Source organism: Amycolatopsis acidicola (assembly GCF_007713735.2).
Taxonomy (GTDB): Bacteria; Actinomycetota; Actinomycetes; order Mycobacteriales; family Pseudonocardiaceae; genus Amycolatopsis_E; species Amycolatopsis_E acidicola.
This window is the reverse complement of record NZ_VMNW02000019.1, coordinates 37,185-58,078: the sequence shown is the minus strand read 5'-3', so window position 1 is coordinate 58,078 and position 20,894 is coordinate 37,185. Positions and strand designations below refer to the sequence as shown.

28 protein-coding genes are annotated in these 20,894 nt (G+C 66.6%); 9 read left to right on the top strand and 19 right to left on the bottom strand.

All coding sequences use genetic code 11. The features are described from left to right. Nucleotides 1-6 precede the first annotated feature (6 nt). The 3 genes from FPZ12_RS15795 to FPZ12_RS15785 all read right to left on the bottom strand — a co-directional run bounded on the left by FPZ12_RS15795 (nucleotide 7) and on the right by FPZ12_RS15785 (nucleotide 1,368). Nucleotides 7-732 carry a hypothetical protein gene (locus tag FPZ12_RS15795; RefSeq protein WP_243769866.1) on the bottom strand — a complete coding sequence of 242 codons (726 nt, stop codon included), beginning with the start codon at nucleotides 730-732 and terminating at the stop codon, nucleotides 7-9. 88 nt (nucleotides 733-820) lie between these two features. After that, a complete protein-coding gene (locus FPZ12_RS15790) occupies nucleotides 821-1,015 on the bottom strand; it encodes a hypothetical protein (protein ID WP_208025865.1) in 195 nt (64 codons plus the stop codon). 32 nt (nucleotides 1,016-1,047) lie between these two features. After that, nucleotides 1,048-1,368, bottom strand: coding sequence for a hypothetical protein (locus FPZ12_RS15785; protein ID WP_243769865.1), 321 nt, complete (start codon nucleotides 1,366-1,368; stop codon nucleotides 1,048-1,050). 164 nt (nucleotides 1,369-1,532) lie between these two features. Here FPZ12_RS15785 and FPZ12_RS15780 point away from each other — a divergent pair, with 164 nt between their 5' ends. Continuing rightward, complete coding sequence (locus FPZ12_RS15780) at nucleotides 1,533-2,300, top strand: DUF5919 domain-containing protein (protein WP_144750341.1); 768 nt, start codon at nucleotides 1,533-1,535, stop codon at nucleotides 2,298-2,300. Continuing rightward, nucleotides 2,287-2,757 (top strand): NUDIX hydrolase, encoded by a 471-nt coding sequence (locus FPZ12_RS15775; RefSeq protein ID WP_144750300.1) that lies wholly within the window; start codon nucleotides 2,287-2,289, stop codon nucleotides 2,755-2,757. The genes FPZ12_RS15780 and FPZ12_RS15775 overlap by 14 nt, the downstream gene beginning before the upstream one ends. On the opposite strand, the gene FPZ12_RS15770 is transcribed toward FPZ12_RS15775, so the two are convergent. Beyond that, entirely contained in the window at nucleotides 2,751-3,290 is a 540-nt protein-coding gene (locus FPZ12_RS15770) for an HD domain-containing protein (RefSeq protein ID WP_144750302.1), read from the bottom strand. The two genes, FPZ12_RS15775 and FPZ12_RS15770, sit on opposite strands and share 7 nt — an antisense overlap. Nucleotides 3,291-3,446: 156 nt before the next feature. After that, nucleotides 3,447-3,752: a winged helix-turn-helix domain-containing protein gene (locus tag FPZ12_RS15765; protein ID WP_208025860.1), complete on the bottom strand. Its 306-nt coding sequence runs from the start codon at nucleotides 3,750-3,752 to the stop codon at nucleotides 3,447-3,449. A gap of 244 nt (nucleotides 3,753-3,996) precedes the next feature. Here FPZ12_RS15765 and FPZ12_RS15760 point away from each other — a divergent pair, with 244 nt between their 5' ends. Then, nucleotides 3,997-4,245, top strand: coding sequence for a helix-turn-helix domain-containing protein (locus tag FPZ12_RS15760; RefSeq protein WP_144750304.1), 249 nt, complete (start codon nucleotides 3,997-3,999; stop codon nucleotides 4,243-4,245). A 3-nt stretch (nucleotides 4,246-4,248) separates the two neighbouring features. Here FPZ12_RS15760 and FPZ12_RS15755 read toward each other — a convergent pair whose 3' ends face one another. The 4 genes from FPZ12_RS15755 to FPZ12_RS15745 all read right to left on the bottom strand — a co-directional run bounded on the left by FPZ12_RS15755 (nucleotide 4,249) and on the right by FPZ12_RS15745 (nucleotide 7,851). After that, nucleotides 4,249-5,772 carry a hypothetical protein gene (locus tag FPZ12_RS15755; RefSeq protein ID WP_144750306.1) on the bottom strand — a complete coding sequence of 508 codons (1,524 nt, stop codon included), beginning with the start codon at nucleotides 5,770-5,772 and terminating at the stop codon, nucleotides 4,249-4,251. A 632-nt stretch (nucleotides 5,773-6,404) separates the two neighbouring features. Beyond that, nucleotides 6,405-6,644, bottom strand: coding sequence for a DUF2188 domain-containing protein (locus tag FPZ12_RS15750; protein ID WP_144750308.1), 240 nt, complete (start codon nucleotides 6,642-6,644; stop codon nucleotides 6,405-6,407). A 432-nt stretch (nucleotides 6,645-7,076) separates the two neighbouring features. Further along, entirely contained in the window at nucleotides 7,077-7,229 is a 153-nt protein-coding gene (locus FPZ12_RS45590) for a hypothetical protein (protein ID WP_166462758.1), read from the bottom strand. A gap of 238 nt (nucleotides 7,230-7,467) precedes the next feature. Next, nucleotides 7,468-7,851 carry a winged helix-turn-helix transcriptional regulator gene (locus tag FPZ12_RS15745; protein ID WP_144750310.1) on the bottom strand — a complete coding sequence of 128 codons (384 nt, stop codon included), beginning with the start codon at nucleotides 7,849-7,851 and terminating at the stop codon, nucleotides 7,468-7,470. 70 nt (nucleotides 7,852-7,921) lie between these two features. On the opposite strand from FPZ12_RS15745, the gene FPZ12_RS15740 reads away from it, so the two are divergent. Beyond that, nucleotides 7,922-8,560, top strand: a complete 639-nt coding sequence (locus tag FPZ12_RS15740) for an FMN-dependent NADH-azoreductase (RefSeq protein ID WP_144750312.1) — start codon at nucleotides 7,922-7,924, stop codon at nucleotides 8,558-8,560. Nucleotides 8,561-8,606: 46 nt separating this feature from the next. Here the strand turns inward: FPZ12_RS15740 and FPZ12_RS15735 are convergent, their stop codons facing one another. Beyond that, the gene (locus FPZ12_RS15735; RefSeq protein WP_144750314.1) at nucleotides 8,607-9,053 is read right to left on the bottom strand and encodes a nuclear transport factor 2 family protein; all 447 of its coding nucleotides are present in this window, start codon (nucleotides 9,051-9,053) and stop codon (nucleotides 8,607-8,609) included. A 10-nt stretch (nucleotides 9,054-9,063) separates the two neighbouring features. After that, nucleotides 9,064-9,930, bottom strand: coding sequence for a TIGR03619 family F420-dependent LLM class oxidoreductase (locus FPZ12_RS15730; protein ID WP_144750316.1), 867 nt, complete (start codon nucleotides 9,928-9,930; stop codon nucleotides 9,064-9,066). 134 nt (nucleotides 9,931-10,064) lie between these two features. On the opposite strand from FPZ12_RS15730, the gene FPZ12_RS15725 reads away from it, so the two are divergent. Next, a complete protein-coding gene (locus FPZ12_RS15725; RefSeq protein ID WP_144750318.1) occupies nucleotides 10,065-10,868 on the top strand; it encodes a hypothetical protein in 804 nt (267 codons plus the stop codon). A gap of 6 nt (nucleotides 10,869-10,874) precedes the next feature. Here FPZ12_RS15725 and FPZ12_RS15720 read toward each other — a convergent pair whose 3' ends face one another. Next, nucleotides 10,875-11,681, bottom strand: a complete 807-nt coding sequence (locus FPZ12_RS15720; RefSeq protein WP_144750320.1) for an Fpg/Nei family DNA glycosylase — start codon at nucleotides 11,679-11,681, stop codon at nucleotides 10,875-10,877. Further along, nucleotides 11,681-12,151: a ribose-5-phosphate isomerase gene (locus FPZ12_RS15715; RefSeq protein WP_144750322.1), complete on the bottom strand. Its 471-nt coding sequence runs from the start codon at nucleotides 12,149-12,151 to the stop codon at nucleotides 11,681-11,683. The genes FPZ12_RS15720 and FPZ12_RS15715 overlap by 1 nt, the downstream gene beginning before the upstream one ends. 27 nt (nucleotides 12,152-12,178) lie before the next feature. Between FPZ12_RS15715 and FPZ12_RS15710 the strand changes: the two genes are divergently transcribed. Next, the gene (locus FPZ12_RS15710) at nucleotides 12,179-12,859 is read left to right on the top strand and encodes an MBL fold metallo-hydrolase (protein ID WP_144750324.1); all 681 of its coding nucleotides are present in this window, start codon (nucleotides 12,179-12,181) and stop codon (nucleotides 12,857-12,859) included. Here FPZ12_RS15710 and FPZ12_RS15705 read toward each other — a convergent pair. Then, the gene (locus FPZ12_RS15705) at nucleotides 12,852-13,463 is read right to left on the bottom strand and encodes a mycothiol-dependent nitroreductase Rv2466c family protein (protein WP_144750326.1); all 612 of its coding nucleotides are present in this window, start codon (nucleotides 13,461-13,463) and stop codon (nucleotides 12,852-12,854) included. The two genes, FPZ12_RS15710 and FPZ12_RS15705, sit on opposite strands and share 8 nt — an antisense overlap. A 139-nt stretch (nucleotides 13,464-13,602) precedes the next feature. Between FPZ12_RS15705 and pepN the strand changes: the two genes are divergently transcribed. Beyond that, the gene (gene pepN / locus FPZ12_RS15700) at nucleotides 13,603-16,164 is read left to right on the top strand and encodes an aminopeptidase N (protein ID WP_144750329.1); all 2,562 of its coding nucleotides are present in this window, start codon (nucleotides 13,603-13,605) and stop codon (nucleotides 16,162-16,164) included. A gap of 61 nt (nucleotides 16,165-16,225) precedes the next feature. Here the strand turns inward: pepN and FPZ12_RS15695 are convergent, their stop codons facing one another. From FPZ12_RS15695 to FPZ12_RS15680, 3 genes are all read right to left on the bottom strand, one after another. Further along, on the bottom strand, nucleotides 16,226-16,705 hold the full coding sequence (locus FPZ12_RS15695; protein WP_144751256.1) for a DUF5130 family protein: 480 nt from the start codon (nucleotides 16,703-16,705) through the stop codon (nucleotides 16,226-16,228). Further along, complete coding sequence (ctaJ, locus tag FPZ12_RS15690; RefSeq protein ID WP_144751258.1) at nucleotides 16,692-16,931, bottom strand: aa3-type cytochrome oxidase subunit CtaJ; 240 nt, start codon at nucleotides 16,929-16,931, stop codon at nucleotides 16,692-16,694. The genes FPZ12_RS15695 and ctaJ overlap by 14 nt, the downstream gene beginning before the upstream one ends. Before the next feature lie 642 nt (nucleotides 16,932-17,573). After that, complete coding sequence (locus FPZ12_RS15680; RefSeq protein WP_144751263.1) at nucleotides 17,574-18,071, bottom strand: HNH endonuclease; 498 nt, start codon at nucleotides 18,069-18,071, stop codon at nucleotides 17,574-17,576. 364 nt (nucleotides 18,072-18,435) lie between these two features. On the opposite strand from FPZ12_RS15680, the gene FPZ12_RS15675 reads away from it, so the two are divergent. Together FPZ12_RS15675 and FPZ12_RS15670 are read left to right on the top strand one after the other, a co-directional pair. Further along, the gene (locus FPZ12_RS15675; RefSeq protein ID WP_144751266.1) at nucleotides 18,436-19,434 is read left to right on the top strand and encodes a mechanosensitive ion channel family protein; all 999 of its coding nucleotides are present in this window, start codon (nucleotides 18,436-18,438) and stop codon (nucleotides 19,432-19,434) included. A 13-nt stretch (nucleotides 19,435-19,447) separates the two neighbouring features. Further along, nucleotides 19,448-19,831 carry a globin gene (locus FPZ12_RS15670; RefSeq protein WP_144751345.1) on the top strand — a complete coding sequence of 128 codons (384 nt, stop codon included), beginning with the start codon at nucleotides 19,448-19,450 and terminating at the stop codon, nucleotides 19,829-19,831. 12 nt (nucleotides 19,832-19,843) lie between these two features. On the opposite strand, the gene FPZ12_RS15665 is transcribed toward FPZ12_RS15670, so the two are convergent. Continuing rightward, entirely contained in the window at nucleotides 19,844-20,500 is a 657-nt protein-coding gene (locus FPZ12_RS15665; protein WP_144751268.1) for a DUF8010 domain-containing protein, read from the bottom strand. Next, nucleotides 20,493-20,876 (bottom strand): acyl-CoA thioesterase, encoded by a 384-nt coding sequence (locus FPZ12_RS15660; protein WP_166462757.1) that lies wholly within the window; start codon nucleotides 20,874-20,876, stop codon nucleotides 20,493-20,495. The genes FPZ12_RS15665 and FPZ12_RS15660 overlap by 8 nt, the downstream gene beginning before the upstream one ends. Between the last annotated feature and the right edge of the window lie 18 nt (nucleotides 20,877-20,894).

The following is a 20,894-nucleotide window of genomic DNA, read 5'->3' as shown; positions in this document are numbered from 1 at the left end:
TTCCCCTCAGTCGATGTAGTCGGACAGGTCTTCGCCACCGACGACGCGAGCCGGAGTCTCGGCTGGCTTTTTCACATCGAGCGGTGTGATGGTGGCGCCGGTGATCGGCTCTTCCGGCTCGTCAGGAGTCCGGCCGAACAGGGACGCGACCTTCGCGAGCGGAGAGTCGATCGGTGTCGACTTGTCGAGCGGGTCACGCCGGACCACGTCGACCGCAAACAAGGTGGACAGCTTGCGCACGGTGTGCACCCGCGCTTCCCGGGCGTAGCAGGCCGGAGCGATGTACTCGAGAACCTCTTCCAGGTCCCCGGACGAGGAGCCTGCGCGAGCCCACAGCCAGACGCGTTCGCCGGTCTTGGTGGGCCGGGCCCAGAGCATGAACGGAAAAGCGCCGTCCAGGTTGGCGGTGCGCGGCCGGGATTGCCGCAGGCAGGTCCGTAGGCGGTGACGGTCGAGGACGCACCAGACACGCGAGTACACGAACCACCGCGTCTGCGGAACGACCGCGATGACCACGACCAGTGCCGCGAAGATCACCCAGGCCCACGCCTGGCTCAGTTCGTGTTGCACCCAGGCCATGCCCAGCAGGAAGCCGACGCCGAGCACCATCTCGGCCCGCCAGCGGATCAGCATGCAGATGAGCACCACGGGCCAAGCCCGCTTCGGCGCTTCCCAGATTTCCATCACATCGAGCCGTCGCATCCGACGCGACCGGCCGTTAGACTTCGCCATGACTCTCGTCCTCCAAGACAGAGTTGGTGGGCGACGCGGGGCCGGGCAGGAACCGCCAAGAACCGGACCGGCCCCGTGTCACTCGTGATCAGACAGAATTGGTGCTGTACAAAAAGGACCAGAGCGCCTGCCGGAGGCGGATGAGGTCCGCGCCGGTACGGATTCTCGGATAGCCCTGCTCCTGAAGCACGGCTGCTACGTCGAGCAGCAGCCCGAAAGTGAACCGCGGATCGTTGTTCTCTTCCAGGGGTTTGACCGGATATTGCACGTCGTCGTTGAGCACAGGTTGCTCCTCGGTGCTTCCGTTGGGGTGGCTCAAGAAGCCGCCGAGGACTTCGAGCCGGTCACAGCTTTGATGTCGCTCGCACGAAACGCCACTCCGTTGCGGCCGTTCTGCGCCCACGGAATCGCCTGCAACTCCACCGGGACGACCGGCGAACCAATCGAGACCTTCGGCGGCGCGGGAGCCGCCACAGTCACGCTGATCACCTCAGCCCCGCCGTTGTCCATCGCAACCAGCTGCACAGACCACATGGGAATGTTCGTGCTGCGCTCGACACGCTGCACACCGTTCTGGTCCGTCTTCGGCTGGGCCTCACGCCCGACCGTGAACGTGACCTGAGTAGTGTCGATCATCAATCGCATCTCTGTTGCCCTCCAAGGCAGTTACTTGGTTCCACCGCCCGCTGTGGGTCGCGGTATGAAGCGGTGTGTAGGGCCAAGATCTCTCGAAAGGCGGGGACCACTTCACCACACAGAAGGACTTCTCAGGACGTCTTCACGTGGCTAAAGTCGTCCCTATGGGGAATGAACGACTTCGCGACGCTTTGTCGGCGGCGGGCGTTCCAGCCGACACGTTGGCGGCCGAGCTGGAGGTGGACCCGAAGACGGTCGAGCGGTGGATCACGAGGGGCCGGGTTCCCTACCGCAAGTACCGAGGACGCATCGCCGCGCGCCTGCACACGACAGAAACCTATCTGTGGCCCGACGCGCTCAGCGCCGAGGACGCCACGACAGTGAGCCAGTCGGAGCTGGTGACGTTCTTCCCGCACCGCAACGCGATTCCCACCCAACTGTGGGACCGAGTCCTCGGCGACGCCAAGGAACGGATGGACATCCTCGTACACGCTGGACTTTTTCTGGTGGAGCGCCCGGACTTCGTGCGATCACTGGTGGAGCGATCCCAGAACGGATGCAACATCCGCCTGATCTTCGGCGACCCCGCAAGCCCTGAGGTGGCCTTGCGCAGCGAGGAAGAACGACTCGGCCGACATACGCTCGCCGCCCGCATCCGCAACGCCCTGGCGTTCTACCGTCCACTGTTCCAAGTGGACGGTCCCGAAATCCGGTTCCACCGGACAACCTTGTACAACTCGATTTTCCGGCTCGATAACGAGATGATCATCAACACGCACGTGTATGGCGTCCAGGGCGCACACGCCCCGGCCATGCACCTCCGCCGGTTGTCCTCGGGCAGCCTGTTCGACACCTACGCCCGCAGCTTCGAAGAGGTCTGGAAGACCGCGAAGCCCGCCACGCTCGAAGAGGCCGACCTTGACGCGAACTGACTACTTCAACGACCCCAACGCCCCCAAGGCCAACAGCATCGGCGTAGCCGTCAGCGCCTTCACGGTGAACGAGCGCAGCGAGCTACTGATGATCCGCCGTACCGACAACGATCTCTACGCGCTCCCCGGCGGCAACCTCGAACTCGGCGAGACGCTCAGCGAAGCGCTCGTGCGGGAGGTGTGGGAGGAAACGGGGATCACGGTCGAGGTCACCGAGCTGATCGGCGCCTACTCGAACCCGCGCCACGTCATCGCCTACGACGACGGCGAAGTACGCCAGGAGTTCTCGATCTGCTTCCGCGCCCGACCGACGGGCGGGGAGCTGCGCACCAGCTCGGAGAGCAAGGAAGTCCACTGGGTGCCACGCGAGCGCATCGGGGAGCTGAACATCCACCCCTCGATCCGGCTGCGCATCCAGCACGGCTTCGAACGCCGGGAGACCGCGTTCTTTCAGTGATCCCGCCGGGCCTCGGTCCGCTCGACGGCCGCCAGCCGGTCATCCCAAGAGCGGTCGATAGCCCGGCTGACCGGGTGCTCGGCGCCGTAGCGCTCCTTCACCTCGGCCATGCGCTCCTGGAACGTGAACGTCTGCCCATCCGGCCCGGTCGTCATGTCGGCCCACCACAGCGCATCGCGTTCCGGCGATAACTCGTCCTCGTAGGCGTCGAGCAGATGTTCCAGGCCGAGCACTTCGGCGTCCTGCCGAGCCGCCGAGTGGTACGCCACCATGTGCACCACCCGGCCCGGCGCGTCGATCGACTGCAGGTAGCGCGCTCCGTCGACCGGATGGAAGCTCACGACGGCAAGATCGGGCGCGTAGCCCACGTCATGCAGCAGCGCGGCCACCTCGACCAACTCAGCATCGACGCCCGGCGTGTCCTTGAGCTCACGCGCCCGCTTGGCCACCCCTTGGACATGCGACCAGCGGCGCGGGAGCGACTCCGCCAGCTTCTCGGCCGCGACATCATGCGCCCAGCTCACCCACGACACAGGCCGACCGTACCGAAGATCCGCGCGCCTCACGGCGGCCGAACGAGCGGAACCTCCGCCGGCCTCGATCCATCGAGATACGAAGACCCCGGCACGCCTCAGGTTCAAGCGGCCGGGGTCTTGACGTATCGGGGTCTCAGGCTCGGAAGCGCCAGCTCACGGCAATTGCCGCTCACACGTGCAGCCGGTCTCGGGCGTGACCTGCTCGCCATCACCTGACCCGGGCAACGGCATCACGTAGACACCCTTGCTGCGGATGACCTTCACCAGGCCGCGGAAGCTCAGCAGACGCACCGCGTGCCGCGACGTCCCCAGCGACACCCCGTACTCGTGCGACAGCCCCTTCTCTGACGGCAACGGCCGGTTGGGCGGCAGCTCGCCAGACCTGATCCGCTGCTCCAGGTGAGCGGCCACCTGCTCGTACACGTAGCCGACCGGCCCGGGCTCGAACGGGATCGACATTTCACATACCTCCGGTGTGGTTGCAGTGGACTTCCAACTGCCGCCAACCGCCACACCCAGCTCACCCCAACGCCGGTATCCACCGACCAGGCCAAACGCCGAGCGCGAACCACGGAGCGGCCCCGCCTCCCACGGGAGTTCCCAGCGCCGTGCTCCCCGCAGGATCAAGACCTGCCGCACCAGGACGCGACACACAGCGTATCCCATCTTGGGATATTGGCAAGTACTGCGGTCGGCTCATCCCGTGGAGAAGTCGATCTACTCGGCCGAGTACCAGCGCGTGTGCGAGCTGCTGCGCGAACTCAGGCACGAGGCAGGGTTGACTCAAGTGCAGGTCGCCGAGCGACTTGGGGTGCCCCAGTCGTTCGTGAGCAAGTACGAGTCCGGGCAACGACGGCTGGATATTATCGAACTAGAGCATATCACCGAAGTTCTCGGCTTTAATATCGCAAGATTTCTAGACCTCATGAGAAAAAATCGAACAAAAGAGTGACAATTAATCCGCATCATCGCTTTTTCTAAAGTTTTTCCGATCACCGCCATGCAGTTCGCGAGCAGCATCGCGGTCGCGCAAATTCGAAGCCGACTCCTTCTTTCTGGCATCCACAAGAATCGGGTGGATTTTGACACCGTGACGCCTGGAGGAAATTTCGGCGGCTCGATCAAGTTTCCCCTTAATGGCTAGCTCTTCATCTGTATAAGCAATCGCCAGAAAAACTCCATACTCGACGCCTTCTGCAAGTTGATATCTCGGTTGCTGCGCCAATATGCCGTCCCAAAATTTGGAACTGCGCACAAGTTTGACCTCGATGAGCGCGCGAGATCCCCATCCCGCAGAAAACTTGAAATCGACAGGCCCTTGCCCAGCATTTGCTTCACCCGTGAGGTCAACGTTTGCAGCCCTGCAATAGTTTACCGCTACGTTTCGAAACAAAACTTGCGCCGCCCTCTCGTTTCGACCTCGTGCCTTATCCCACAGTAGATACCATGAATCCTGATGCTCAATTCCATGCTGATACCAATATGCGATAGAGTTCACAAATTTCTCGAACTGATCCCGACTTTCCGGAATGAACGGTTTGCTGATTAAATCCATCATTTGGATGCCATAGTCTTTTTGATTGACTAGCATCTTAGGGTCCTCAGAAACCGGGTAGGGCTCCTTGGGCGAGTCCTCAAGCTCCCTTAGATAAAGTACCACCGAGTCAGGATGCAGCCGAGCCATACGCGCTTTATCTTTCCGCGCGACCCGTCGTGCGATGTCGAAATTGAAATCACGTCGCAACTCTGACGCCATGTTTACCCAAGACCAATTCCAATGATCATTTGCGCTCACAAAAGGGATATCGCGAACAAACCGGTCCGGCGTAAGTAAGATCGGTATCTCTTTCTCTCGAAACCGACCTTGGCGCATATAGGTAACTTTATTGACAGGAAGGTCGTGATACTGATTTACCCACTGGGCATACTCACTCGACCACGTTGCATTCCTGACCAACTGGCGTCGAGTTGGAATACTGTGGCGCACGCAAACTTGCTTGGTGTATTCGATGAAGTAGGTCTTCAAGACGTTGCAGACCGTGTCGCCAATTCGGTCCATCCCGATGCCGCCTTGAAATAGAGCGATTGCCTCCATGTGTGCAATCTGGCTCAGACCTACGTCAGAGGCAGCCTTAATTCCCTGCAACATGTCCTGCTGCAAACCCTTATTCGACCCAGATCCAAGAGGGGAGGCTTCAGCAACACCGAGGCAAAATTCGGCCGGCTCGGGGAATATCAATAAGTCTGCCGCCTTCTTCCAGTTTGGATGATCTTCATCGCCGCCAGCTGACTTGACCAACTGGAACACCATATCAAAGAAATTAATCAAATGATCATGCGCACTTCCCCAGAAGGAGTCGTCGCCACTTTCCCAGATAAGAAACGGGTCGATCGCGAGATTTGTGTCGGATGACAATCTGATATCCAGCCAGTCGTCAGCCTGCTGGCGACGAATATCGTACTTCTCCGAAAACTGCACGTCCGCATCCCTCCAAACCCAAGACCTAACAATGGCGCACATCCAGCGAGAATATCAACAAGTCTCAAACGGATTTCACCGATTAAGCCGATGCGTGCTGCGCTCAGACACGCTCAGCTGATGCAACGCAGATTAGGTCAGTGGTGCATTAGGGCGACCATTCCGACCACGACCACACAAAGCGACTGTGATACGACGATCCAGTGAGAACTTTCTTTACGTCTTCAAGCCGCCCTGGCGGGCGGGCGCGCGGGCCGAACTGGCGCGCGGTCGAGCTGTCCCGCTCCGCTTGGCTCGACCGCGCAGGACGCCGTCGGCCGCCGCGCGCGGCGCAGGGACGGCACAAGAAAGGCAGGAAGCACCAAAAGCCAGCCGCCTCCGGAGGGCACACCATTCCCGCGATCGCCGGATGGTCAAAGCCGGGCCAGACGCCGTCAACCCCGCTTCGCGCCGATCACGCCGCGGGTGGTTACGTTGCGTCCGCCCGGTCACGGAACGTACGTCGCCAGTTCGGCATGATCGGTTACAGGGTTGACGGCGCCCGTCCCGGCTATGGGCGGCTGTGGATCGCGGGAACGGTGCGGTGTGACTGGTGCGCCTGCATGCCCACGCTCTTCACGCCGTTAGCGTTGCTATCGCTTGTCTTTCGGCGGGTTGGGGTCGTGTCCCTGCGGAGAGGTGTCTTTGTCCCGGATTCGGCCGTCCTTTCGATGGATGACCGTCTCGCCGCCGGTGTTGCTGGTAATCTCACGCGCTCGCTTGGTCGCATCCCGTTGGGTCTCATAGTGGCCGCTTGAGCGATCAGCGTCGGGCTTCTTGACATCCCAACCGCCGTCGGGATTCGGCACCACATGCCGGTCCTTCTCAGTCACGCGTAAACCTCCCTTGAGTGATCTCCTTCGAGGGTCGCTCGCCGCCAACGGCGCATTACCAACCGCGCTGTAACGAGTTGATCAACTAATGCAGAGCCCGATCGGCTGCGCCCCGAGGCTTCGCGCCTCAACGAGCCTGCCCCTTGCGCGACGAGGATCGCGCGTGCCCGCAACGTGCCCTTAGAGGCGGTCAACCAAGGTCAACACGGGCCACTCCAGACCCCGCCAGCCGCAGGTCAACGCCGTGATCCTCGGCCATCTCGAAATCTTCCAAACTGGCTACGCGGGTTCGATTCCCGTCGCCCGCTCCAGCTTGTCGCCGCAGGCCGGCGGCGCAACCGGGCGGTAGTCCTCGATCACGGGGGCTGCCGCTCGTGTCATTCGGGTCCCTGACGGGCTTGTGACCCACTCAGCGACCGAGGCAACCAACCCTCAGGCGCTGAAGATCGAGGTCCCGTTCATCAGCTGCGCGAGATCGCGGGGAACCACGCGCCGGACCACGATCGAGAGAACCCAGCGCAGACCATCGTCAGCGCGGCCGATGTTCGGCGAACCATCCGGGACTGAAACCGTGCAGAGGGACATCAGCAGCGCCAGTCTGCGGATTCCGCCGAAAGATCAGGCCACCGTCGGCTGACGCCAAGCCATCGACTCCACAAACCCGAGTCCGCCATCAGGGGGCAACACCAGATCTGCCGAGACGGATCCGAAGAACTGCCGCCGAAGAAGATAAGAGCGATGCGGGCGGTCATCAAGGCATCAAGCCGTTCTTCGAAACCTCGGCATCCACGGACGCAAACCTAACGGCGGCACAACCGAACCCTCAACTCGAGCAGGGATGTGCCGAGCACTCCTTCTCCGGCAGGTTTTCCGCCGCCCACGCGGCCAGCTGGTGAAAGACCGGGATGAGGTTCACGCCGGCCGGGGTGAGTTCGTAGCTCACGGTGGGCGGGCGGGTGTCCGAGACGGTCCGCACGACCAGACCGGTCAGCGCCAGTTCGGTGAGCCGGTCCGACAGCACGGAGTCGGTGATCTTGCCGACCTGCCGCTTCAGGTCGGCGAAACCCACGGGGCCGCGCAGCGCGAGGCTGGCCAGGATGACGCCATTCCACCGCTTGCCCAGGAAACCGAAGGCACGGTTCAGCGCGGAGTCGAGCGCCTGGGTGTCGCACAGCGTGCCGTGCTCGGTGGCCGTCACGAAGGCCATAGTACCGACCCCAAGACCTGTGCTAGTTTTTTCCTAGTAGCTTCTCCATACCTAGCCCTGGAGGCACGACATGTCCCTGTTCCGCCTGGACGCGAGCATCCGGCTCGACGGATCGCACAGCCGCGAGGTCGCCGACATCGTCGAGCGCGAGTGGCGGGCGGCCCACCCCGGCGAGCAGGTCGTGACGAGGAACATCGGTCTCGAACCCCTGCCCTCCGACGCCTGGGCCAACGCCGTCGGCGCCGGTGCGACCCCGGAGTCGGAGCGCACGCCCGCGCAGCGCGAAGCGGTCGCGCTCGCCGCGGAGATCACCAGCGAGCTGCTCGACGCGGACGCGCTGCTGTTCGCCGTACCGCTCTACAACTTCGGCGTGTCACAGCATTTCAAGGCCTGGGTCGACCTCGTGTTCACCGACCCGCGGATGGCGCCCGGCACCGAGCCCGCGCTCGCGGGCAAGCCGGGCGTGCTCGTGACGGTCCGCGGCGGCAACTACTCCCCCGGCACCCCGCGGGAAGGCTGGGATCACGCGATCGGCTGGATCGAACGCATCCTCGTCGACAACTGGCGCGTCGACCTGAGCGTGGTCACCAAGGAGTTCACGCTCGTCGGCGTGAACCCGGCGCTCGACCAGTTCAAGGACGCGGCCGCGGAACTGCACGCCGAAGCCGAGAATGTGGCGCGGCAGCACGGAAAAGTACTCGCCGGCTGACAAAAGGCGTGCCGGTGCGCCGTTTCCGGGCGCACCGGCACGACGATCACTCCTCGACCTTGCGCGCGGTCGCCATCGCCCGCTCGGTCTCCCAGAAAGCCCGCATCGACACGACGAGACCGCCCTCGTTCACCTTGTACACAAAGACTCCGTCGGTATCCACGCGGTAACCGCCCGGCAGATACGTCGTGATCGTGCCGACGTTCGCGCATTCGTCACCGGCCGCGTGCGAATCGCGGATGGTGAACTGAAACTTCTCGACGTTCGCGATCGTGAGATCCCAGAACTTCGAGATCCCCTCGGTCCCGTGGTGCCCCTTCCCCGCCTCGTCGAACATCGAGGGCCCCACCGGGTCCTCGATCACGCCGTCCGCGGCGAACAGCTTCAGCCACTCCTCCTTCGCGCCGCGCACGACCGCGTCCATCGAACGCAGCGACGCCAGCCGCGCCGGCGGCTGCGAAACGGCGGTGTCCCAGCAAACTTCCACGCCCATCGGGGAACTCCTAGAACTTCGAGATGATCTCGTCGGCGAACTTCTTGAGCGAATCCTTCTTCGGGCCGATCGGGTCGCCGAAGCCGATCCCGTCGAACACCCACGGCTGCGTGATCACGTCGGTCACGCCCACCTCGGCCTGCTCGCGGTAGCCGTCCAGCCCGAACCTGTCGATGCACACGGCCTGGAATTCGAACGGCCCGGTCTTGCCGTACTCGGCGCGCAGCTCGTTCAGGCGGTTGATCGTGGTCTTGATGTCCTCGAGCTTCATCATCGCGCTGGACCAGCCGTCGCCGACCCACGCCGCACGCTTCAGCGCGACCTCCGTGTGCCCGCCGATGTAGAACGGCACGCGCTTGGTCGGCGCGGGGCTCATCTGCAGTTTGTCGAAGTCGAAGTACTTCCCGTGGTACTCGACCATCCCGCCGTCGAGGATCAGCCGCAACGCCTCGATCGCCTCGTCGACCCGCTTGCCGCGGTTGGCGTACGGCGCGCCGCACCACTCGAACTCCTCGGGCGACCAGCCGACGCCGAGCCCGAGCCCGAACCGGTTGCCGGTGAACGCCGCGACCGAGTTCACCTGCCGCGCCAGCAGCACCGGGTTGCGCGAGCCCAGCTTCATCACCGAGGTGTAGAACTCGATTTCGCTGGTGACCGCCCCCATCGACGCGACCGCGACCAGCGGGTCGGCCCACGGAGTTTCGGCGTTCCAGAAGCGGTTGCCGTCAGGGGTGTACGGATAGTCCGCCGAGACCGACTCCGAATAGAACAGGGAGTCCGGCAGCACGACCGAGGAGAACCCGCACTCCTCCGCCGTCTGCGCGAGCTCGCCGAACTGTTCGAGGGGGTTCATCGCGACCGAGATGCTGAACTTCATGCCCGCGAGACTATAACGTGTTCTAGTTTTCGTCGAGAGCACGCGTTACTGAGCGGGGGCTGGGCGCTTCCTGGGAACACCGGAGCTACTGTCCACGTTGTCCGGTTCAAGACCTCGAAACTTGGGAGACAGCGATGGGCACCGCGATCACCTTGATCGTGCTCCTTCTGATCATCATCGGGGCGGTCGCGTACTTCGCGAAGTCCCAGGCGCAGAACCGGCAGCGCCAGCTGGACGACGCCAAGGCGGACGCGCGCCGCCTGGTCGAGCGCCTCGGCGGCCAGGTGCTGAACCTGACCGGTACCGACACCGCCTCCCAGCAGGCGATGGCCGACGCCTCCGAGCGCTACAACGCCGCGGGCTCGCAGCTCGAGCAGGCCCAGACGGTCGAGCAGGCCAAGCTGGTCAAGGAAACCGCGCTCGAAGGCCTCTACTACGTCCGCGCGGCGCGCACGGCGATGGGCATCGACCCGGGCCCGAAGCTGCCCGAGGAGCTGGAGCGCGAGCGCGCCGGCAAGGTCACCGAGCACCGCAAGGTCGACGTCGAGGGCCAGAGCTACGAGGCTTCGCCGGATCCTGGCGCGAACACGCCGTACTACTACCCCGGCGGCCGCGTGGCCGGGCGCCCGGTTCCGCAGGGCTGGTACAGCACGCCCTGGTGGAAGACGGCGCTCGTCGCGGGTGCCTGGGGCATCGGCTCGATGCTGCTGTTCGACGCGATGTTCTCCGGCATGGGCGGCATAGCCAGCGCCTCGGCGTGGGAGTCGGGTTACGACGCGGGTCAGGAGGACGCGATGGGCGACGCCGGTGGAGACATAGGCGGTGACCAGGGCGGAGACTTCGGCGGCGACCAGGGCGACTTCGGCGGCGGTGACTTCGGGGGCGGCGACATGGGTGGCTTCGGCGACTTCGGCGGTGGCGGGGACTTCGACTTCTGAGCCACCTCAGGAAGGCTGGCAGGCCGGGCACCAGTAGAGGTTCCGACCTGCCAGTTCCTGATGTGCCACCGGAGTTCCGCAGACCAGGCAGGGCTGCCCGGCGCGCCGGTAGACGTAGACCTCACCACCGTGCCGGTCCTGCCGCGGCGCCCGCCCGGTCACCTCGGGCAGATGCTCGTCAGACACCGTGTCGATCCGTCCCGTGCGCACGCCGACACGCATGAGCGCCACGAGATCGGTCCAGATTTCCTTCCACTGCACCGGATCCAGCGACCTGCCGGGCAGCATCGGCGCGATCCCGTGCCGGAACAGCACTTCCGCGCGGTAGACGTTCCCCACCCCGCAGAGCACGGACTGGTCCATCAGCAGCGCCGCGATCGAAGTCCGCGAGCGCGAAATCTTCTCCCACGCCAGATCCGGTTTCGCGTCCCGGCGCAGGGGATCCGGGCCCAGCCGCGCCTTGATGGCGTCGACCTGGTCCGGGGTCAGCAGCTCACACCGGTTCGGGCCGCGCAGGTCCGTCCACTGTGTACGGCCGGCGAGCCGCATCCGCACCTGGCCGACGGGTTCCGGCGCGGGCATCCTGCCCTCGGTGAAGGTGCCGTAGAGCCCGAGGTGGATGTGCACCGTGCCGGACGGGTAGTGATGGAACAGGTGCTTGCCGTACGCCTCGGCCTTCTCGAACACCTGTCCGTCCACAAGGGACGCTCCGGCCGCGAACTTTCCTTGCGGGCTGGAGACTTCCACCGGCTCGCCCGCGTAACGCCGCTGGTGAAGGCGGGCGAGCCGGTGCAGGGTGTGGCCTTCGGGCATCAGGCCGGCAACGGCGGCGGGGTGCCGGTGCGCTCGTAGTCGAGCAGCTGCTGGACGCGGCGGGCGTGCCGCTCGTCCGGGGAGACGGGGGTGGCCAGGAAGGTCGCGACGATCGCCTCGGCCTCTTCGACCGTGTGCATCCGGGCACCGATGCCGATCAGCTGGGCGTGGTTGTGCTCCCGCGCCAGCGCCGCGATCTCCGGCTTCCAGGCCAGCGCCGCACGCGCGCCCCGCACCTTGTTCGCGGCGATCTGCTCGCCGTTGCCGGAGCCGCCGATGACGATGCCGAGGCTGCCCTCGTCGGCCACCACCCGGCGCGCCGTTTCGACGCAGAAGGCGGGGTAGTCGTCGGCGGCGTCGTAGACGGCCGGGCCGATGTCGGTGACCTCGTGGCCCTGCTCGCGCAGGTGGCTCACCAGGTGGTTCTTCAGTTCGAAACCGGCATGGTCGGATCCCAAGTAGACACGCACGCTGCGCAGTCTGCCATCCTCGACGGCATGCGGTGGACGGAGGTCGCCGACGGTGTGCTGGCCCGCCGGCACGAGTACCTCGACCTGACGCTGGGCCTGGTGGTGGGGGCCGAGCGCTGTCTCGTGGTGGACACGGGCGGTGACGAGACGCAGGGCGCGGAGTTCGCCGCGGCCATCCGTTCGGTCACCGCGCTGCCCTGGCTCGTGGTGCTCACGCACGCGCATTTCGACCACTACTTCGGCACGAAAGCCTTCCTGCCGTGCGCGGTCTGGGCGCACGAACGGTGCGCCGAGGCGATGCGCGCGGACGCGGAGACCGACCGCCGCAAGTGGGCCGCGCGCTTCCGCGAAGAGCACAAGCCGGAGCTGGCCGCGAGGCTCACCGAAGCGGAACTCGTTGCGCCGACAGCGACTTTGACCGAGGAAGTGCGGCTGGATCTGGGCGGCCGCACGGTGACGCTGCTGCATCCCGGCCGCGGCCACACCGACCACGACGTGGCCGTGCACGTGCCGGACGCCGGCGTGGTTTTCGCCGGGGATCTCGTGGAACAGGGCGCCCCGCCGTCGGTCGGGCCGGACGCCCATCCCGCCGAATGGCCCCGAGCTCTCGACGCGTTGCTGGCGCTGCGCCCCGGCACGATCGTGCCGGGGCACGGCGAGCCCGTGGATCCCGCTTTCGTCCGCGCCCAGCGCGACCGGATCAGGTGAAGTTCAACTCACCCGTGCGGGTCCTCTTCAGCTCGAAGAAGTCCGGGTAGCTCGCCAGCGCGCGGGCGCCGTCGAACACCTTCACCGCGTCTTCGCCGCGCGGGATCGAGGTGAGCACCGGGCCGAAGAACGCGACCCCGTCGATGTGGATGGTCGGCGTGCCGACGTCCATCCCGACCGGGTCCATACCCTCGTGGTGGCTCTCCTTCAACGCGTCGTCGTAGTCGGCCGACTCCGCGGCGTCCGCCAGTTCGGGCGGGGCGCCCACGGCTTCCAGCGCTTCCTTGATCACCGCGGGGATGTCCTTGTTGCCCCCGTTGTGATAGCGCGTGCCGAACTCGGTGTAGTACTGCCGCAGCACGTCTTCCCCCTTCAGCTGCGACAGCGCGACCGCGACACGCACGGGCCCCCACGCCTTGTCGAGCAGCTTCCGGTACTCCTCCGGCAGGTCCCGCCCTTCGTTGAGCACGGCGAGGCTCATCACGCGGAAGTGCAGGTCGAGCTCGCGGTGCTGCTCGACCTCCAGGATCCAGCGCGAGGTGATCCACGCGAACGGGCAAACGGGGTCGAAGTAGAAATCGACGCGAGTGGGCTCGGCGGCCATCTGTCTCTCCCTGTGTTTCGAGGCGGGCGGACCCTTTCAACGGGGGCCAACAGCAACCGGACGACGCTTGTTCCCCTCCTCATCCATGATTGGATGGTCGGAAAGCCGAAACGACAACCGCTAGCGCTACGAGGTGCCTGTGCCCGCCCCTAACCTGACCCGCGACCAAGCCAAGCAGCGCGCCGCACTGCTGGAAGTCGAGTCGTACGACATCGTGCTGGACCTGACCGATGGCCAAGGCGGTCCGGGCGAGAAGACCTTCGACTCCACCACCACAGTCCGGTTCACCAGCGAACGCCCCGGGGAGAGCTCCTGGGTCGACATCGTCGCCGCCTCGGTGCGCTCGGCGACGCTGAACGGAACCGCGCTCGACGTGTCCGGCTACGTCGAGGACGACGGGGTCGCACTGCCGGAACTGGCCGCGTCCAACGAGTTGACCGTCGAAGCGGACTGCCGCTACATGAACACCGGCGAGGGCCTGCACCGCTTCGTCGACCCGGTCGACAACGCCGTGTACCTCTACACCCAGTTCGAGACGGCGGACGCGAAGCGGATGTTCGCCTGCTTCGACCAGCCCGACCTCAAGGCCGTCTACCGGCTGACGGTGTTCGCGCCCAGCGACTGGAAGATCGTGTCCAACGCGCCGGTCGAGTCCACGGAGAAGACTCCGGAGGGCGCCACGAAGACGGTGTTCGCCGCCTCGGACCGGATTTCGACCTACCTGGTCGCGCTGATCGCGGGCCCGTACGCCGAATGGCACGACCAGTACACCGACGAGCACGGCACGATCCCGCTGGGCATCTACTGCCGCGCTTCGCTGGCCGAGCACATGGACGCCGACCGCCTCTTCACCGAGACGAAACAGGGATTCGGCTTCTACCACAAGGCTTTCGCCACGCCGTACCCGTTCGCCAAGTACGACCAGCTGTTCGTGCCGGAGTTCAACGCGGGCGCGATGGAGAACGCCGGCGCGGTCACGTTCCTGGAGGACTACGTCTTCCGCAGCCGGGTCACCCGCTACTCCTACGAGCGCCGCGCCGAGACGCTGCTGCACGAGATGGCGCACATGTGGTTCGGCGACCTGGTCACCATGCGCTGGTGGGACGACCTGTGGCTGAACGAGTCCTTCGCGACCTTCGCTTCGGTGCTCGCGCAGGCCGAGGCCACCGAGTACGAGCACGCGTGGACCAGCTTCGCGAACATCGAGAAGTCCTGGGCCTACCGGCAGGACCAGCTGCCCTCGACGCACCCGATCGCGGCCGACATCGTCGACCTGCAGGCGGTCGAGGTGAACTTCGACGGGATCACCTACGCCAAGGGCGCGAGCGTACTCAAGCAGCTGGTGTCCTACGTCGGGCTGGACAACTTCCTCGCCGGGCTGCGGGTGTACTTCGGCAAGCACGCCTGGGGCAACGCGACGCTGGCGGATCTGCTGGCAGCGCTGGAAGAAGCGTCCGGGCGCGACCTGTCCGGCTGGAGCGCGCAGTGGCTGGAGACCACGGGCCTCAACTCGCTGCGCCCGCGGTACGAGACCGACGCCGACGGCAGGTTCACGAAGTTCGAGGTCGTCCAGACCGGTGCCAAGCCGGGCGCGGGCGAGCTGCGCACGCACCGCACGGCAGTCGGCGTGTACGACGACGTCGACGGGAAACTGGTGCGCGCCAAGCGGATCGAGCTGGACGTCGAGGGCGAGGTCACCGCGGTGCCCGAGCTCGTCGGCACCCCGTCCGGAAAACTGGTGCTGGTCAACGACGACGACCTGACCTACTGCACGATGCGGCTGGACACCGGCTCGCTGACCACCCTGGTCGACCGGATCGCGGACATCACCGAACCGCTCCCCCGCACGCTGTGCTGGTCGGCCGCCTGGGAGATGACGCGGGAGGCCGAGCTGAAGGCGCGGGACTTCGTCGCCATCGTCTCGCACGGCATCCACGCGGAGACCGAGGTCGGCGTCGTGCAGCGGCTGCTGCTGCAGGCACAGACGGCGTTGAACTCCTACGCCGAGCGTTCCTGGGCCGCCGAGCGCGGCTGGCCGGAGTTCACCTCGCGGCTGCTGGAGCTCGCGCGTTCCGCGGAGCCGGGTTCGGACCACCAGCTCGCGTTCGCCAACTCGCTCGCCGGCTCGGTGCTGGACGAGGAGAAGCTCGCGGTGCTGGCCGGCTGGCTCGACGGTTCGGCCCCGCTGGACGGGCTGACCGTGGACGCGGACCTGCGCTGGCGGTTGCTGAACGCCCTTGTGGCGCATGGCAAAGCGGCCGACGCGGAGATCGACGCGGAGCTGGCGCGCGACGACACGGCGGCAGGCCGCCGCCACGCCGAGCACGCGCGGGCGCTGCGCCCGGACGCGGAGAAGAAGGCGGAGGCGTGGCAGCGCGCGGTCTACGACGACGAGCTGCCGAACGCGATGAGCAACGCGATCATCGGCGGGTTCTCCCACCCCGGCCAGAAGGAGCTGCTCGCCGGGTACGTGAGCACCTACTTCGACGTGATCGACGAGGTGTGGCAGCGCCGCTCCAGTGAGCGGGCCCAGCCGACGGTGGTCGGCCTGTTCCCGTCCTGGGCGATCGAACGGTCCACTGTGGACGCCGCCGACGAGTGGCTGGCCGGGGACCGTCCGGCGGCGCTGCGCCGGCTCGTCACCGAGGGCCGCGCCGGCATCGTGCGGGCGCTCGCGGCCCGGGACTTCGACGAGAGCTGACACCCGGGAACGGAAAAGGCCGGCCTCCTCGCGGAGGCCGGCCTTTCTCCGTTGAATGCGCTTACTTGGGCGCGGAGCCCGCCTGGTCGGACAGCATCCGCAGCCCCGACACGAGGCCGCCGATGAGGTCGCCCTCCTTGAAGGACGCGACCATGCTCATCACGGCCAGCTTCGCGGCACGGTCGGGCAGGCGCGTGTACGCGTCGCTGCCGGTGACCACCTCGACGACGCGCTCGCCGGGCGAAACCGCGATGAGCACCGCGTTGCCGGCGCCCTCGCCGATGGAGGCGTGCAGCTTCTCGGCCGCCTCACGCGTGTCCGAACCGAGCTCGCCGAGGTACACGCTGAAGTCGACGCCCGTCTCGCGGCTCGACAGCGTCAGCGCCTCGTCCAGCCTGGCGAGCTGGGCAGTGCTGAATGGGCTGGACGGAGCAGCGGGTTCGTACATCCTGGCGACCGAACGGCGTCCGGTCGGGTAGATGCCGACACCGAACTCGGCCTCATCGGATTGGGCCTGCTGAACGAGTTCACCAGCTGCCACGGGCACCTCCTGCTGCCGTTCCCGCCGTCTGGCCGGAAGTCACCTGCCGGTGCGCGCCGATGCCATCGGGGTTGCCGCTCCACCACATGGGCGCGTACTCCCAGGGCTGCCCCGGGCGGTACCGCGGGGTTCCGGCGAACTTCGAGCGCAGCGTCACCAGCGCGACCACGCCGTAGATGGCGCCCGGAATCAGCGCGTAGACCAGGATCGTCTCGACGATGTTCACACCGGCCAGACTATCCGCCCGCCACGGGGAAGGGCACGTCGGGACCGCTCGTCGCGCTAAGACCGCCGTCCGCCGTGTGCCACGGTTCCGTTGGCGCGATGGGCCGAAGACGCCTGCCGCGAAAGATGGCAACTCACCGTACGGCCGGCCGCACCCTGTGCCATCGGCTTGTCCCCGCGATCAAATGCTCGTAGTTTTTCACCTGTACGGGCCTTGCGCCCCGCTCCCCAATCCCAATCGGTAACGCACTGGGTCCCCGGAGGACACATCATGAACCTCTCCCTTACCCCCGCTCAGACCAACGACGGCCACGCTCTGTCACTGATCGACACGGTCGAGGGTCGTGGCACCCGAGTGACCCGGGGCACGCGGGTGACCGCCGGAACGAGGGTGACGCGGGGCACACGCGTTACTCGGGGTACGCGTGTCACGGCCGGCACTCGAGTGACGAGGGGCACACGTGTCACGGCCGGCACCCGGGTCACGAGGGGCACGCGCGTGACGAGGGGGACGCGGGTCACCTGCGGCACGAGGGTCACTCGCGGCACGCGCGTCACCGCCAGCTGAGCACACCGCACCACAGACGACGACGTCGGCTCGCCCCGGCCGCCAACGGCAGTCGGGGCGCCGGTACGTCCTGACCTAGGCGGCCACGCCGAGATACGGCCGCCACAACGGGTCGGCGTCCCCGGAGTGCACCAGCAGGCGCCAATGCGGCCCGTGCGGCGCCGTCGGCACCACGCGCAGATGCCAGCCCAGCTCCGAAAGGAGCTTGTCGGCCTTGCGGTGATTGCACTTCGCGCAACAGGCCACGCAGTTGGTCCAGCTGTGCGGGCCCTTGCGGCTGCGCGGGATGACGTGGTCGATGGTCTCGGCCCGGCCGCCGCAGTAGGCGCAGCGGTAGCGGTCCCGGTGCATCAGCCCGGCGCGGGTGAGCGGCACCTGCGCGCGGTAGGGCACGCGGACGTAGGTGGACAGCCGGATCACCGAGGGCACCGGCAGCGACACCGTGGCCGCGTGCAGGGTGAGCCCGGCCGGATCGCCGTGCACCACCTCGGCCTTCCCGCACATCACCAGCACCACGGCCCGGCGCAGCGGCAATGCCGTGAGCGGTTCGTAGGTGGCGTTGAGCAGGAGCACCCGCCTGCGTCCCCAGCCGGGGCCGCTGCCAGCCGACGGATCCCGACCTCTACGCTGTCCCGGCGGGCGGGCGCCTCGGCCCCCGCCTCGCGAAGGTGGCCCACTCGGGTGGTGCGCCGACGGCGCTGCCCCACCCGGATAGGCGCACAGGACTACCTCCGACGCCGACCCGACCGCGGGATGGTCGGGGGCGCCGAGGGGGATCGGTTGTCGGTCTGGCACTCGACCACCTCCACCGGTGCAGCCATAGTCGACCACAGATCACACCGTAAATGCACCTGTGTTAGAAGACGTGTCCTGTGACATCTGTCCGACGCTTCGGTGAAGTCGGGCGCTGACGGCGAGAAAGGGGCACAGCTCCCTCGTGAACCTCATCCTCTCCGAACCACCGGCGTGCATCAGCGAGCAAGGCAGCTGGTGCTATCAGGTGTTTCAGATCACACACAACGAGTGGCTGGCGGCCTCCGCGGGCTGGCTCGTCGCCAAGCCGATCAAGATCGTGCTGATCCTCGCGGTGGCCTTCCTCATCCGCTGGGTGGTCCGGAAGCTGATCGACCGCGCCACCACGCCGCGGAACAACGGGAACGGCAACGGCAGGCGGCTGCCCGCGATCCTGCGCCCGCTGCGGGAGCGCGCGCCGGACATCCTCGGCCCGATGATCATCGAACGCCGCCGCCAGCGGGCCAAGACCATCGGCTCGGTGCTGAAGTCGGTCACCTCGTTCATCGTCTTCGGGCTCGCGTTCATGCAGATACTCGCCGAGCTGGGGATCAACCTCGGCCCGATCATCGCGTCGGCGGGCATCGTCGGCGTCGCGCTCGGGTTCGGCGCGCAGAACCTGGTCAAGGACTTCCTGTCCGGGATGTTCATGATGCTGGAGGACCAGTACGGCGTCGGCGACGTGATCGACATCGGTGAGGCGAGCGGCACCGTGGAGTCCGTCGGCCTCCGCATCACCACGCTGCGCGACATGAAGGGCACGGTCTGGTACGTCCGCAACGGCGAAGTGCTGCGCGTGGGCAACTCCAGCCAGGGCTACGCGAACGCGGTGATCGACGTGCCGCTGAGCTACACCGCGGACGTGGACCGCGCGATCGAGGTGCTCACGGCGGCGGCGAACACGGCGGTCGCCGAGGAGCCGATGTCGGAGAGCGTGCTCGGGCCGCCCGAGGTGCTGGGCGTGGAGAAGGTGACCCCGGAGGGCATCGAGATCCGGATGACGGTCAAGACCCGGCCGGGGAAACAGTGGTCGGTGCAGCGCGCGCTGCGGGCCACGGTCATCGCCGCGGTCGAGGAAGCCGGGTTCGAACCGCCGCTGGGCCGGTTCCTCGGACAGGGCAGCGGAACCGGCACGGCACAATAGAGGGGTGTCCGAACTGAGCGAACCCACGACTTTCTACGAAGCCGTCGGCGGCGAGCCGACGTTCCACAAGATCGTCGCCCGGTTCTACGCCGAGGTGGCCGAGGACGAAGTGCTCCGGCCGCTGTACCCGGAAGAGGACCTCGGCCCTGCCGAGGAGCGGCTGCGGCTGTTCCTGATGCAGTACTGGGGCGGGCCGCACACCTACTCCGACCGCCGCGGCCACCCGCGGCTGCGGATGCGGCACGCGCCGTTCAAGGTCGGCCCGATCGAACGCGACGCGTGGCTGCGCGCGATGCGCGTGGCGGTGGACGAGGCCGACCTGCCGAAGGAGCTGGACCAGCAGCTGTGGCAGTACCTGGAGATGGCCGCGCACAGCATGATGAACAGCTGGGTCTGACTTGCTCTGGTCCTAGAACAGCAACGGCAGCAAAGCCTGCCGGCGTCGCAGCACGGCCCCGTAGCGCGCGTCGAGCCTCAGCCACGAGCTGGTGGCACTCACCCGCACCACGTCCTGTTCGATCGACGAATCCGCGAAACCCATGCCGGACAAGGCGAACAGGCACCGCATCGGGATCTTGACCTCGAGCTCCGCCCCGCTGACCGTCAGCACAGTCTGGTCCATCAGCGAAGCGGGCGGCGTCCCGTGCGGGCCCGCGTTCTCCTTCGCCAGCGCGACCCCGCGGTCGGTCAGCTCCCCGATCACGCTCACGGGCAGCTCGTCCACCGGCCGCCAGTTCACGGCCGGCGGGAGTTCCGCGTGCCACAACAGGTCCCGCGGCGGGCCCGGATCCATCCTGTCCCCGCCCGCGACCGTCAGCGCCGCCAGCAACTCGTTCCCGCTGACCGTGACGTCGCCCGGCTCGACCTGGCCGTGCACCGCCCGCGTGGCCAGCACCTCGAACGGCGTGGTCACCCAGGCTTCGACCACCTCGCTGCCGCGGTTGCGCAACCGCACCGCGCACTGGCCGTCCAGCCGGACGGCGCGGGCCACGAACGCACCCAGCGTTTCGCGGTCCGCGCCGTCGGCCGTGCGCAGTTCCGTCGACGTCCTCGTGCTCTCAGTCATCGCCACCCGCCAGCTTCTCGCCAAGGAACGCGCGTTCCGCGTCGGTGAACCGGCGGGGCCGCTCGGTGGCGACCTCGTACGGCGCCAGCACCGTGTCCGCGACCACGGCGATCTTGTCCTCCGGCGACGGTCCGGTGTGGACCCGGTAGTCGAGGGTCAGCGACGCGGCCTTGAGCTCCCGCAAGGAGATCTCCACCCGGACCCGCTGACCGCGCACGACGATCGGCGACCGGTAGTGCACCGCGAGTTTCACCACGACCATCCCCTTGGCGAGCTCGAGCCCGGCCTGGCCCGCCTCCTCGAACAACAGGGGAACGCGGGCCTCTTCGAGCAACGTCACCAGGTTCGCGTGGTTGACGTGCCCGAAGACGTCCATGTCCGACCACCGCGGCCG

What these genes read in the sequence shown, in the direction of transcription:
- FPZ12_RS15795 (WP_243769866.1), bottom strand. Translation starts at nt 732, where the DNA reads ATGGCGAAGTCTAACGGCCGGTCGCGTCGGATGCGACGGCTCGATGTG.
- FPZ12_RS15785 (WP_243769865.1), bottom strand. Translation starts at nt 1,368, where the DNA reads ATGATCGACACTACTCAGGTCACGTTCACGGTCGGGCGTGAGGCCCAG.
- FPZ12_RS15780 (WP_144750341.1), top strand. Translation starts at nt 1,533, where the DNA reads ATGGGGAATGAACGACTTCGCGACGCTTTGTCGGCGGCGGGCGTTCCA.
- FPZ12_RS15765 (WP_208025860.1), bottom strand. Translation starts at nt 3,752, where the DNA reads ATGTCGATCCCGTTCGAGCCCGGGCCGGTCGGCTACGTGTACGAGCAG.
- FPZ12_RS45590 (WP_166462758.1), bottom strand. Translation starts at nt 7,229, where the DNA reads ATGTCCCTCTGCACGGTTTCAGTCCCGGATGGTTCGCCGAACATCGGC.
- FPZ12_RS15745 (WP_144750310.1), bottom strand. Translation starts at nt 7,851, where the DNA reads ATGGCCTTCGTGACGGCCACCGAGCACGGCACGCTGTGCGACACCCAG.
- FPZ12_RS15740 (WP_144750312.1), top strand. Translation starts at nt 7,922, where the DNA reads ATGTCCCTGTTCCGCCTGGACGCGAGCATCCGGCTCGACGGATCGCAC.
- FPZ12_RS15735 (WP_144750314.1), bottom strand. Translation starts at nt 9,053, where the DNA reads ATGGGCGTGGAAGTTTGCTGGGACACCGCCGTTTCGCAGCCGCCGGCG.
- FPZ12_RS15730 (WP_144750316.1), bottom strand. Translation starts at nt 9,930, where the DNA reads ATGAAGTTCAGCATCTCGGTCGCGATGAACCCCCTCGAACAGTTCGGC.
- FPZ12_RS15725 (WP_144750318.1), top strand. Translation starts at nt 10,065, where the DNA reads ATGGGCACCGCGATCACCTTGATCGTGCTCCTTCTGATCATCATCGGG.
- FPZ12_RS15720 (WP_144750320.1), bottom strand. Translation starts at nt 11,681, where the DNA reads ATGCCCGAAGGCCACACCCTGCACCGGCTCGCCCGCCTTCACCAGCGG.
- FPZ12_RS15710 (WP_144750324.1), top strand. Translation starts at nt 12,179, where the DNA reads ATGCGGTGGACGGAGGTCGCCGACGGTGTGCTGGCCCGCCGGCACGAG.
- FPZ12_RS15705 (WP_144750326.1), bottom strand. Translation starts at nt 13,463, where the DNA reads ATGGCCGCCGAGCCCACTCGCGTCGATTTCTACTTCGACCCCGTTTGC.
- FPZ12_RS15665 (WP_144751268.1), bottom strand. Translation starts at nt 20,500, where the DNA reads ATGACTGAGAGCACGAGGACGTCGACGGAACTGCGCACGGCCGACGGC.
- FPZ12_RS15660 (WP_166462757.1), bottom strand. Translation starts at nt 20,876, where the DNA reads ATGGACGTCTTCGGGCACGTCAACCACGCGAACCTGGTGACGTTGCTC.